Source organism: Marinilactibacillus piezotolerans (assembly GCF_900114235.1).
Classification (GTDB): Bacteria; Bacillota; Bacilli; order Lactobacillales; family Carnobacteriaceae_A; genus Marinilactibacillus; species Marinilactibacillus piezotolerans.
This window is the reverse complement of the sequence record NZ_FOSJ01000060.1, coordinates 1-11,985: the sequence shown is the minus strand read 5'-3', so window position 1 is coordinate 11,985 and position 11,985 is coordinate 1. Positions and strand designations below refer to the sequence as shown.

Genomic DNA, 11,985 nt, shown 5'->3' with positions numbered 1-11,985 from the left:
GAAGTCATATTCTCTCTTTACGGCAAACGGGGTACAATGGAGAATTTCATCAAAGAAGCGAAATCAGGCTTTTATTTTGACAAAACAGATAGCCCACTCTTCCTGGAAAATCACGTTAGAATGATGATCAGTGTCCTGGCTTACAACCTCGTCAATTTTTTAAAGACCATTGGATTTGAACAAGTGAATCGGGGGATGACGATTCATTCTATACGATTGACATTGCTCAAAGTTGCCGGCAAACTCGTTAAAACAGGCAGACAAGTCTATCTCAAACTGTCGAGTTATCATGTGTATCAAACCGAATTTTATAAGGTTTTCGAACGCCTACGGCGATCCAGACAATATATTTAGAGGAGTTATCGCATAAAGTTTTAACTGATTATTTCAAGGGATCAGTCTGCCCTTAAATAGACAAAGGATTTTTAATAGGTCCTTCTTCCCTAAGAATCCTGTTCGAAAATACAATATTTTAGAAGAAAGTATCTGCCTAATATAAAAATAGGCAATTTATTCAAGAAAACAGCTTTAAATTAGAGCTATGAATTATTCAGGAAGGGATTTTAAGAGAAAACTACTAGGGTAGAGTATTTTAAAATCATAAATATCTCTTGACCATGTACTATGGTACATGGTGTATAATAAATAGAGGTGAAAAGAATGAAGTATCTGATTAGTGAATTTGCTGAAAAGAGTGGCGTTAATAAAGAAACGATTAGATATTACGAGCGAAAAAATTTACTACAAGAACCTCACCGAACGGAAGCTGGTTATCGGATATATTCATATGATGACGTTAAGCGTGTTGGGTTTATTAAACGAATACAGGAACTTGGATTTTCTTTAAACGAGATTTATAAATTATTTGGTGTTGTAGATAAAGATGAAGTTCGTTGTCAAGATATGTTCGAATTTGTTTCTAAAAAACAAAAGGAAGTTCAAAAACAAATAGAGGATTTAAAACGAATTGAAACTATGTTAGACGACTTAAAACAACGATGTCCAGATGAAAAAAGTTTACATGCTTGTCCGATAATTGAAACCCTAATTGAGGAAGAATGAAAGGAATTTTGAAATGAAATATAAAAAGACCTTTATTGCAGGGCTTATAGGTACATTTTTGGTTTTGTTAGGTTGTGCTACACCTATTTTAGTTATTTTATTAGGTACGCTTGGATTAGGTGCAATAACAGGCTATTTAGATTTTGTTCTGATTCCTGTTTTAGCTGTTTTTCTTGGTTTAACTTTTTATGCTTATTCTAAATATGAAAAATCACATAAAAATAAGAAGATGTAAAAAATGAAAGAAAGAGTTGTTGCAATTGCTTCGATGTTTTCAGCTTTTTTAGCAAGTCTTTGTTGAATTGGCTTAGCGATCTTAATACCACTTGGTCTAAGTGGTTTAGCTGGAACACTTGCCGTTACGTTTGCGCCATATCGAATTTGGTTTATTGTTATCACTGTTGTTATGCTTTCTTTTGCTCATTTACTTGTATGGAAACAAAAAAATAGTTCAAAGAAAACGAAGAAGTTGTTATGGGTTAGTACAATCGTTTCTGGAGTAATGCTTATCTATACATTGTTCAGTCAGGGGATATAAGGCATGATGAAATATTTAATATATCTATTCATTATATTTGGATTGGTTGTTGTCCTTTCTGGGTGTGGTCAAAAAGCAGTTGAAGAAGGTTCAAAAACAAGTGAGGTTCCATCAGAAAACTTAGAATCTGTTTCGTTTAAAATAGATGGTTTTACTTGAGTATCTTGCGCTTTTACGGTGAGTTCCGCCGTTTCTAATTTAGAGGGTATTCAAGATATAGAAGTTGAAGGATCAGGAGAAACCCAACTTACATTTGATAAATCGAAAACTAGTTTAGAAGAAATTGAAGAAATAATTACTGATTTAGGGTATGAAATAAGGAAATAGGAAAATTTAAGATAAAACAGGAGGTTGAGGTAATGAATAAATTTAAGATAAATATTCAAGGAATGACTTGTACAGGTTGTGAAGAACATGTAGCCGTAGCACTTGAAAATGTGGGAGCTAAGAACATTGAAGCTAGTTTTCGTCGTGGTGAAGCAGTATTTGAATTACCCGATGATATTGGGGTGGAAAGTGCAAAAAAGGCAATTGATGAAGCAAAATACCAGCCTGGAGAAATAGAAGAAGTACAATCTGAAGAAAAAATAGTTTTAGGTGATGAGGGAGACTATGACTTACTTATCATTGGTTCTGGCGGGGCTGCTTTTTCGGCTGCGATTAAATCGGTTGAATATGGGGCAAAAGTAGCTATGATTGAGCGTGGAACCGTTGGGGGAACATGTGTAAATATTGGTTGTGTGCCATCAAAAACACTTCTTAGAGCTGGGGAAATCAATCATTTGGCAAAAGTCAACCCATTTATAGGTTTACAAACATCTGCTGGAAAAGTGGAATTAGCTCCTTTAGTAAAGCATAAAGATGAGTTAGTAAGCGAACTTCGGAATCAAAAATATGTCAATTTAATTGATGAATATGGCTTTGAGTTAATTGAAGGTGAAGCAATATTTGTTGATGAAAATACAGTTGAAGTTAACGGGAAGAAACTTTCTGCAAAGCGTTTCTTAATTGCAACGGGCGTTTCTCCTTCCTTACCGCCGATTTCAGGACTTGAAAAAGTGGATTATCTAACAAGTACAACATTACTTGAATTAAAAACGGTACCAAAACGATTAACGGTTATTGGTTCAGGATATATCGGAATGGAACTTGGGCAATTGTTTCATAATTTAGGTTCAGAAGTCACGCTTATGCAAAGAAGTGAGCGACTTTTAAAAGAATATGATCAAGAAATTTCAGAAGCCGTAGAAAAAGCGTTAATTGAACAAGGTATTAACCTTGTAAAAGGGGCAACTTTTGAGCGTGTAGAACAAGAGGGGCAAATCAAAAAGGTTCATGTAACAGTAGATGGTAAGAAAAAAGTGGTGGAATCAGAGCAGTTACTTGTTGCAACAGGAAGAAAACCAAATACAGATGCTTTGAAATTAAATGCCGCAGGGGTTGAAGTTGGAAAACGAAAAGAAATCCTGATAAATGACTACGCTAGGACAAGTAATGAAAAGATTTATGCTGCAGGCGATGTAACATTAGGACCTCAATTCGTTTATGTAGCAGCATATGAAGGTGGAATTGTTGCCGATAATGCGATTGGCGGATTAAATAAAAAATTAGATTTATCCGTTGTTCCTGGCGTAATTTTTACAAATCCTTCGATTGCAACGGTTGGTTTAACAGAAGAACAAGCAAAAGAAAAAGGCTATGAAGTAAAAAAATCTGTATTGCCTTTAGATGCAGTTCCAAGAGCAATAGTAAATCGTGAAACAACAGGCGTTTTTAAGCTTGTTGCCGATGCAAAAACTTCAAAATTACTAGGGGTTCATATCGTATCTGAAAATGCAGGAGATGTGATATATGCGGCGACATTAGCCGTTAAGTTTGGATTAACAGTCGAGGATTTAAAAGACAGCCTTGCACCATATTTAACCATGGCAGAGGGATTGAAATTAGCTGCCCTGACGTTTGATAAAGATGTTTCAAAATTATCTTGTTGTGCGGGATAACAACACAATGAATCCACCGTTTGGTTAAGACGGTGGATTCTTTCAACCTTGGACAAGGTACGCGGTTTCATTAGATAGAAATAAGGCAAACGTATTATAGAGTCAATTCTGCGAGGAGGTTAATGATGATAAAGAAATACGATCTTATTGTGATTGGTACAGGTTCTGCGGGTTCAATCACAGCAGCAAAATGTAATAAAGCCGGCTGGAATGTAGCTATGGTAGATGACAGGCCGTTTGGAGGCACGTGTGCACTACGTGGATGTGACCCAAAAAAGGTTCTACATGGTGCTGCCGAGCTTATTGATTGGAACAAACGGATGGTTAAGAATGGAGTACCGTCTGAAGTCTTCATCAACTGGAAAGATCTTATGAATTTTAAAAGAACCTTTACAGATGATGTCCCGGAAAAAAAAGAGGAAGCATTGAATAAACAGGGAATCGATACGTATCATGGCAATGCATCTTTCGTGAGTGAGGACAAACTTGAAGTGAATAAAGAAGTGCTCGAGGGGAGTCATTTCTTGATCGCTAGTGGTGCGAAACCTACCCCTTTACCCATAGAAGGAGAAGAACATCTTACTTATAGTGATGAGTTTTTGGAGTTGGATGAATTACCACAAAGAATCGTCTTTGTTGGTGGTGGGTATATTTCGTTTGAATTTGCTCATATCGCGGCACGTGCTGGATCAGAAGTTCATATTATCCATCGAGGTCAAAGACCTTTGGAGAATTTTGATATAGATCTTGTAGATATCCTTTTAGAAAAGTCGAAAGAGATTGGCATACAGGTACATCTTCAACATTCCGTTGAATCCATTGAAAAAGAACAAGGAAAGTTTCATGTGTACGCTCGAAAAAAAGAGGATATAACGCGGTTTGAAGCAGACATTGTTATTCATGGTGCTGGACGGGTCCCTGCCTTAGATATGAATCTTGAAAAAGGGAATATAGAAAGGAAAAAACATGGTGTCCATGTTAATGAGTATTTGCAAAGTGTAAGTAACCCGAATGTCTATGCAGCTGGAGATGCTGCAGCAACGGATGGCTTGCCCCTCACACCTGTAGCCAGTGCAGATTCTCATGTCGTAGCATCTAATTTATTGAAAGGGAACAGCAAAAAAATTGAATATCCCGTGATTCCATCTGCTGTATTTACCGTACCTAAAATGGCATCGGTAGGTATGAGCGAGGAGGAAGCCAAAAACTCTGGCCGGAATATTAAAGTAAAGCAGAAAAACATCTCCGACTGGTTTACGTATAAACGGACAAATGAGGACTTTGCTGCGTTTAAAGTGCTGATTGACGAAGATCATGATCAAATTGTTGGTGCTCATTTGATTAGTAATGAAGCCGATGAACTGATTAATCATTTTGCAACAGCCATTCGTTTTGGGATTTCAACCAAAGAATTGAAACAAATGATATTTGCCTATCCAACAGTAGCTTCAGACATTGCACACATGTTGTAATTTTTATCATATGTTTTTCCAGCATGATTTTTCCATTATCTCTTGTACACGCTTATTCAGAAAAGGGCGATTGTTGAAAATCAAAAGCTTAATTTCTCACTAAAAATACGGAGGAATTAAGCTTTTTTATCTTTCAAAATCCTTAACGTCCGTATTTTTCCGACGGTACCTCGACTATTAAGTATTTGATTTGCATATATAAAATCCTCGTTCAATACTATCCCTCCAAACTGTTGTTAATCACTCTATGCTTGAAATAATTATCATAGTTCAAAAAGGATACGTTATAATTGCTATATTGATTAAATGTTCAAGGAGTGCTTTATGATTTATACAATTGTAGTATTCATTGTTGCAGGATTAGCTGAAATTGGTGGTGGTTATCTAATTTGGTTATGTCTCAGAGAAGGGAAGCCACTTTATTTGGGGATCTTTGGGGGAATAGCCATAGTTTTATACGGAGTCATTGCTACATTTCAATCATTCCCATCGTTCGGTAGAGTTTATGCTGCCTATGGAGGAGTATTTATTGTTCTTTCTGTATTGTGGGGATGGGGCATTGATAAAAAAACACCTGATTTATATGATTGGGTTGGTGCTGGTATTTGCTTGGTTGGGGTATCAGTAATGCTGTTTGCACCACGTCAATAAAAAAACTTCTTCAACTGGCGCTTTACTTGAAGAATCAACCTAAAAAAGTCGGTTCCTTAGCGTACAGGAATTCGACTTTTTTAGGTTGAAATTCCCTTAACGTACAAAATTTCCGAAATGTTGGCGGTACCCCTAACTATAGGTTGCAACATAAATCTTAACGAAAGATATGGGTAAAAATACTTTTTAGCTCAGTAACGTGAATAAGTGACTCACTTTTAAATATGAAATTGGCTCAAAATGCGTTATTTTTTCTTACTCTTTATATATCGATAGAGAGTAGCTTTACTGATACCAGTCATTTCTGTAATCTCTTTGCCACTATACGCTTTGCTCTCATACAGTTTCACGGCTCGTTCAATATCACGTTTGTTCACACGTGGTCTTCCGCCTATCCGACCTCGGGCACGGGCACTCTGGAGCCCCTCTTTCGTCCGCTCCACAATCAAATCACGCTCGAATTGGCTGAAGGCCTGGAAAACGGTCATCATGAGCCTCCCCTGCGGGGTGGTTGTATCGAAGTTCTCCTTCAGGCTGACCAGCTTCACGTCCTGCTCCTCGAAGTAGGTGACCAGGTCAATCAGATCCTTGGTGCTTCGTCCCAAGCGGGAGAAGCTCTCCACCACCACCGTGTCCCCAGGTCGCAATTTATCCTTTAGACGGTTCAACTCAGGACGATTGCTCTTCGTCCCTGTCATTTTCTCCGTCAAGATTTCGTTGCAATTTTGTTTCGCTAGCAAGTCTAGCTGCCGATTCAGATCCTGGTGTTGCGTGCTGACGCGCGCGTATCCGTAGATATATCCGCTCACAGTTCTAACCCCCTTTGTTACCCTCATTGTATCACAAAGGGTTGTTAAAGATACATAGATATTGATACAACTTTTGAGACTAAAAAAGAGCGCTTTTAGAGAAGAAAGAGTCGCTTCTCAAAACAGTCTCATAATCGATTGTTTTTGAGACAAAGTAATTTATAAAAAATATGCCTCTAACGTTTTTAGAACGTTAAAGGCATATTAACTTCAGACAGTTATTACTATACCCTAGATTTATGGGTTTTGATAGAATTAATTAGATTTTAATAAACGAAGTCCATTCAGAATAACGACCAACGTACTTACTTCATGAATAATGACACTGATTCCTATATCTGTTAGACCTAATAAACTCCCTACAACTAAAAAGGCTACGATTGCCATTGAAAAAAGGATGTTTTGCCATATGACACGATTCATTTTAGAAGAAATTCCATGAGCTTTAACCAATTTAGATAAGTCATCCTGCATTAAAACTAAATCAGACACCTCTACTGCTACATCGGTTCCGTCTCCCATGGCAATCCCTACATTTGCATTCACAAGGGCTGGGGCATCATTTACACCATCACCCACCATTGCTGTTACGCCGTATTTCTCTTTTTGCTCGTCTATAATTCGAGATTTATCTTCTGGCATGACATTCGCGATTACTTCATCTATTCCTAATTGTTCAGCAACTGCTTTTCCTGTCATTTCTGAGTCGCCAGTGATTAGAGTGGTGTGTATGCCTTGTTCTTTAAAGTATTTAATAGTTTCTTTTGCATGTTCACTTGGAACGTCCATGAGAGCTATAAGTCCAATGACATTCTCATCTTCTGCTACATATACGACTGTCTTACCTTCTGATGCCCACTCATTATTTAAACGAATATATTCATTTGCAACCTCGTCAAATGAAGTTGGTTTTCCGATCCGATAATTTTTGCCGTTGTAATCTCCTGTCAACCCTTTACCAATCTGATTTTCTACTTCAATAGTCAGTTGATTTTTTTGTTCAAACTTTCTTAGAATGGCATCTGCTAAGGGGTGATTGGATTCTTTTTCAAGAGCTACTACGATATCAATCATGTTTTCTTCGTTCACGGAATCAGCAAAATAATAATTGGTTACTTCAGGTTTTCCTTTAGTCAAGGTTCCTGTCTTGTCAAATGCAATGGCTTGAGTATCGGCTAATTGAGACAGGTAAGAACTACCTTTTGAAAGGACGCCTTTTTTGGCCAAGTTAGAAGTCGTCGATAAAGTTACCGATACAGTAGCTGCTGCTAAAGCACAGGGTGAAGCTGCCACTAAAAGGACCAATCCTCTATAGATACTTTGTGACCATGTCCAGTCTAGGAGAAAAGGAGCCAATAACATGAATAACAGAACGGCAATTAAAACAACTGTAACGTATTTCGGTTCAAATTTTTGGATTATACTCGCAGCTTTTGTTTGGTTGTCTTGGTTCTGGTTTACTAACTGTAAAATTTTTGAAAATACTGTATCTTTATTTTCTTTAGTGACTTCCATTGTGAAAGTACCTGTTCCATTGATTGTACTTCCGAAAACGTCGTCTCCTTTGGACTTCTCTTTTGGGATACTTTCTCCATTAATAGACGACTCATCAATGGACGTAGAGCCTGACAAAATGACGCCATCAATGGGGACTTGATCGCCATTCAATACTTGAAGTTGATCTCCCACTTTTAATTCACTGACGTCAACATTTTTTGTACTGCCATCAGGCTGGATTAACCGGGCAGTCGTTGGATTCATTTCGAGTAATTTCGTGATTTCTCGTTTACTTCTTCCTTCAGCGTAATTTTCCAGGAAATGTGCGCCTGAAAAAATGAGAATCAACAACGTTCCTTCCCAAAAATTCCCTATTGCTGAAGCTCCTATAGCCGCTAATCCCATTAAAATATGAGAATTAGGCGTGAACTTATTATTTGCTTTTGTGTTCTCAATTGTTTCCCCAAGGCCTTCCAGAACAATGACATGATACCCCGCACTGATTGTAGCGATTGAAAATAAAATGTTTTGTAGCAACTGATAATCTTCATTCAAAAATAGAGCGATCACTGCTAATACTAAACCAATAAAGTATAAAACGATTGGCATTTTCCCGTTATCATGGTCGTGGTTGTGATTATGTTTTTCTTGAGATTGTTGTTCTTCGATAGTTTCCATTTTTATCACCTTCCTATATAATTCCTTTGATTTCCATTCATTTACTTATTAAATCACACAAATTCCCACTAAAAGAAGAGAAGTATTCATGTAATTTCCATTGTCTCTGACTCCTTTCAGTTGTCCCATATGTAAATCGGAATCTTTACGTTTTACATATGAATAAAAAATCATATGTCTATGCGTTCATTTTATAGTGCTCTATAAGTTTTGTCAAGAAAAAGCAGTCTCAACTCCTTTCTCATAAACTAACAAACGCCCTTATAAACAAAATACTAGCTTTGTTTCGCACATATGGTATTATATATATGAGCACCAAGTCATATGAGAGGAATAAAAACACTATGGATATAAAAACAACTTCTCCAATCGATAAAGAATCTATTCAGTCAATAAGCAAACTATTTAAGGTGATTAGTGATCCTACACGATTGTCGATTCTCTTTCTTTTACAGCAAAAAGAGTGTAGTGTTGGAAATATCGCCATTTCTCTGGACATGGAACAGTCCGCGATTTCACACCAACTAAAAATATTGAAAGATTCAAGTTTAGTGAAGGCAAGAAGAGAAGGGAAAAGCATGGTTTACAGTCTTGATGATCTTCATGTTTTCAGTATTCTCGAACAAATCTTAACTCATATCAATGAATAAGAACAATAAAAGCTAATAAGGTATAAAACTAAATGGAGGTTTTTAAAATGTCAAAATCAGATAAAAATCATAATCACTCGCATCAGGATCAATCGAAAAAAAATATTAAAATTGCTTTTTTCACCAACTTTATTTTCTCCATAAGTGAATTTTTCTTTGGGTTTCTTTTCAATAGTGTGTCCATTATGTCTGACGCAGTTCATGATTTAGGGGACTCTATTTCAATTGGATTCGCTTGGTTTTTCCAGGGGTACTCAGAAAAGCAACAAGATGAACGGTTCACCTTTGGCTATAAACGATTTTCTTTACTGGGCGCGCTGATAACTGGCGTTGTGCTAATTAGTGGCTCGTTCTTTATGATCTATCGTAGTGTGCCACGTTTGATTGATCCGCAACCGGTTAATTACAGTGGCATGTTTTGGCTTTCTCTCGTAGCTATTGCATTGAATGGATATGCGGCTTGGATTTTAAGCAAAGGGTCATCTAAAAACGAAGGCATGTTGAACCTGCATATGCTGGAAGACGTATTAGGGTGGATTGGAGTCTTGATTGTGAGTATTCTAATGAACTTTACCGAGGCTTATCGATTGGATCCAATCTTATCGATTTTGATAGCACTCTATATCCTCTATAAAGCTGTACCTGAATTTTTCAGTACAATGAAAATTTTATTGAACGGTTCGCCGGAAAATGTAAACGTAGAGAACCTGGCGAACTCCATTAACAATATTCCTGCTGTAAAGGACCTCTCTCATTTTCACATTTGGTCACTGGACGGAGAAGAAAATGCCCTTATCGTTACGGTTCTTATAGACTCTTCCGATATAAACAAGACTAGGGAAATCAAAGAAGAAATTGCAGAGCTTGCCCATACATCGGGTGTAAAGGATCATATCACAATAGAAATAACTACAAGTAAAGACGAACTGGAAAAAGGGTATGCTTATGGCAGTTAAAGTATTTATATATTGAAAAAAGGACTATTTTAAATCGAGTAGGAGACTAGTCAATTAATGGCTAGTCTCCTACTCGATTTATTAGTGCAAAGCACCCCTTAAATTTAATGCAAAATAAAATTACAATTTACACTTAATTGGCTTTTTTTACTTAATTTATCGGTTTCATAACTTAACACATTCGGATACTTTTGGCAATCAGGAGAAGTCGCATTATAATGCCCATTACCAAACGAATGGCTATCATCTACTTGTTGCCTTTGAAGGCCTGACCGGCCACTTTTTGACCATTACCAAGAAACCGTACCTGTATGTTCTATTCTAGTGCGTGCAGATAGTGGTTTTGCAACTCCTGAATTATATGAACTGTGTGAAAAACGTCAAAATTTTTATGTTATTCGATTGAAATCGAATCGTAACCTAGGAAAAATCGCTGAGCAATTTGTATCGATAGATGACCAACAGGATTGGGATAAAAAAGAAGTGCGCTACGCTTCTGCACTCTATCAAGCGAAGAGCTGGACACATTCACGAAGACTTTGTATTAAATCTACGCGTGAAGCAACCGAATTGATTGCTCGACATGAATTTATCATAACCAATTCATCAGAGAAACTTTCTGCAGAAGCGGTCTTTCAAACCTATTCTAAAAGAGACACCATGGAAAATTACATTAAAGAGGCCAAAATGGATTTTATTTCGATAAAACCTATAGCCCTCGTTTTTTAGAAAATCATGCACGTATGATGGTGAGTGTACTAGCTTACAACATCGTCAATTTTATGCGTACTCTTTGTTTTACGAAAGAAACCAAAGGTTTTCAAGTTTCAACTATTCGTTTGCTCTTATTTAAAGTAGCGGGTAAACTTGTTCATTCTGGACGAAAAACCTTTTTAAAAATCAGTTCCTATTACGTTTACTATGAACTATTCCATAAAATCTTGCGGAATATTTAGCATTTCAAATTGCAGTAGCACTCACACCTAATGGAATAGTTTAAAAAAAGGCTAATTTCAAGGGATTAGTATGCCTGAAAACCTTAATTTTCTGACAAAAAAATGAGTGACGTGGAAATTTTAAGTAAAATAAAGTAAACATATTAAACTAATGATCTGAAAGAAGTGAAAAATGCCCCAATTATTAATTTTCTTAAAAGTATGAATCATTCAGGGTAAACTATTTTAATTTTTAAGTTAATATTTTTCAGTAGAACTTATAAAAAAATATTTTATGAGATTCATTCAACTAGTCAATTAGATATTGAATGAATTTTTTTATGTTCTGATAAAATGATAATATAAGTTCTTATCTAAGAGAGAACTTTTTATAAAATGTCCTCCATAGATTTTTTTGTAGTATATAATATATCATTTCACTAGTGTTGCATAAAACTTAGAATAAATGATTTTTATATATTGTTACTTTAATCACAAGTAGTTTTCATTAAAATTTCCAAAAAAGTCAATTGCTGGCGCAAGGGATGACTTTTTCCAGAAATTTTTAGGGTTATTCAGTTGTCGCTTAGTCTATTTGCACTTTCTTTCACTTAACCAGGTGCGAACGATGCTTTGAAACACTCAAACGGTTCATACTGTAACGCTCTGATTTGTCTCAAAATTGTGAAGAGGCTTGATTTCAACCTTAATTCAAGTTTCATCAGTAACGTCAATAA

At 36.4% G+C, this 11,985-nt stretch carries 11 protein-coding genes and 2 pseudogenes; 11 read left to right on the top strand and 2 right to left on the bottom strand.

Annotation, left to right across the window (positions count from 1 at the left end):
• The 8 genes and pseudogenes from BM212_RS10900 to BM212_RS10870 all read left to right on the top strand — a co-directional run.
• On the top strand, positions 1–354 hold a 354-nt coding region (locus BM212_RS10900; protein WP_177206441.1), incomplete at its 5' end, for a transposase.
• A gap of 306 nt (positions 355–660) precedes the next feature.
• On the top strand, positions 661–1,062 hold the full coding sequence (merR, locus tag BM212_RS10895) for a mercury resistance transcriptional regulator MerR (RefSeq protein WP_072693673.1): 402 nt from the start codon (positions 661–663) through the stop codon (positions 1,060–1,062).
• A gap of 13 nt (positions 1,063–1,075) precedes the next feature.
• Positions 1,076–1,297 carry a mercury resistance system transport protein MerF gene (gene merF / locus BM212_RS10890; RefSeq protein ID WP_072693674.1) on the top strand — a complete coding sequence of 74 codons (222 nt, stop codon included), beginning with the start codon at positions 1,076–1,078 and terminating at the stop codon, positions 1,295–1,297.
• A gap of 309 nt (positions 1,298–1,606) precedes the next feature.
• The gene (locus BM212_RS12650; RefSeq protein WP_177206439.1) at positions 1,607–1,759 is read left to right on the top strand and encodes a lipoprotein; all 153 of its coding nucleotides are present in this window, start codon (positions 1,607–1,609) and stop codon (positions 1,757–1,759) included.
• Between the two features lie 15 nt (positions 1,760–1,774).
• Positions 1,775–1,927: pseudogene (locus BM212_RS12970) on the top strand (heavy-metal-associated domain-containing protein); the annotation flags it as partial.
• 32 nt (positions 1,928–1,959) lie between these two features.
• Positions 1,960–3,600, top strand: a complete 1,641-nt coding sequence (gene merA, locus BM212_RS10880) for a mercury(II) reductase (protein WP_072693675.1) — start codon at positions 1,960–1,962, stop codon at positions 3,598–3,600.
• Between the two features lie 125 nt (positions 3,601–3,725).
• Positions 3,726–5,072 carry a dihydrolipoyl dehydrogenase family protein gene (locus BM212_RS10875; RefSeq protein WP_091898524.1) on the top strand — a complete coding sequence of 449 codons (1,347 nt, stop codon included), beginning with the start codon at positions 3,726–3,728 and terminating at the stop codon, positions 5,070–5,072.
• A gap of 324 nt (positions 5,073–5,396) precedes the next feature.
• Entirely contained in the window at positions 5,397–5,723 is a 327-nt protein-coding gene (locus BM212_RS10870; RefSeq protein ID WP_046466214.1) for a YnfA family protein, read from the top strand.
• Positions 5,724–5,968: 245 nt separating this feature from the next.
• Here the strand turns inward: BM212_RS10870 and BM212_RS10865 are convergent, their stop codons facing one another.
• Both BM212_RS10865 and BM212_RS10860 read right to left on the bottom strand, forming a co-directional pair.
• Positions 5,969–6,532, bottom strand: a complete 564-nt coding sequence (locus tag BM212_RS10865) for a recombinase family protein (protein WP_048728526.1) — start codon at positions 6,530–6,532, stop codon at positions 5,969–5,971.
• Positions 6,533–6,787: 255 nt separating this feature from the next.
• A complete protein-coding gene (locus tag BM212_RS10860) occupies positions 6,788–8,707 on the bottom strand; it encodes a heavy metal translocating P-type ATPase (protein WP_177206440.1) in 1,920 nt (639 codons plus the stop codon).
• 344 nt (positions 8,708–9,051) lie between these two features.
• Here BM212_RS10860 and BM212_RS10855 point away from each other — a divergent pair, with 344 nt between their 5' ends.
• The 3 genes and pseudogenes from BM212_RS10855 to BM212_RS10845 all read left to right on the top strand — a co-directional run.
• A complete protein-coding gene (locus BM212_RS10855; protein ID WP_091898520.1) occupies positions 9,052–9,357 on the top strand; it encodes an ArsR/SmtB family transcription factor in 306 nt (101 codons plus the stop codon).
• Positions 9,358–9,404: 47 nt separating this feature from the next.
• The gene (locus BM212_RS10850) at positions 9,405–10,313 is read left to right on the top strand and encodes a cation diffusion facilitator family transporter (protein ID WP_091898518.1); all 909 of its coding nucleotides are present in this window, start codon (positions 9,405–9,407) and stop codon (positions 10,311–10,313) included.
• Positions 10,314–10,488: 175 nt separating this feature from the next.
• Positions 10,489–11,269: pseudogene (locus tag BM212_RS10845) on the top strand (transposase); the annotation flags it as partial.
• Positions 11,270–11,985 lie beyond the last annotated feature (716 nt).

Coding starts and splice junctions, on each gene's coding strand:
- merR (WP_072693673.1), top strand. CDS start 661: ATGAAGTATCTGATTAGTGAATTTGCTGAAAAGAGTGGCGTTAATAAA.
- merF (WP_072693674.1), top strand. CDS start 1,076: ATGAAATATAAAAAGACCTTTATTGCAGGGCTTATAGGTACATTTTTG.
- BM212_RS12650 (WP_177206439.1), top strand. CDS start 1,607: ATGAAATATTTAATATATCTATTCATTATATTTGGATTGGTTGTTGTC.
- merA (WP_072693675.1), top strand. CDS start 1,960: ATGAATAAATTTAAGATAAATATTCAAGGAATGACTTGTACAGGTTGT.
- BM212_RS10875 (WP_091898524.1), top strand. CDS start 3,726: ATGATAAAGAAATACGATCTTATTGTGATTGGTACAGGTTCTGCGGGT.
- BM212_RS10870 (WP_046466214.1), top strand. CDS start 5,397: ATGATTTATACAATTGTAGTATTCATTGTTGCAGGATTAGCTGAAATT.
- BM212_RS10860 (WP_177206440.1), bottom strand. CDS start 8,707: ATGGAAACTATCGAAGAACAACAATCTCAAGAAAAACATAATCACAAC.
- BM212_RS10855 (WP_091898520.1), top strand. CDS start 9,052: ATGGATATAAAAACAACTTCTCCAATCGATAAAGAATCTATTCAGTCA.
- BM212_RS10850 (WP_091898518.1), top strand. CDS start 9,405: ATGTCAAAATCAGATAAAAATCATAATCACTCGCATCAGGATCAATCG.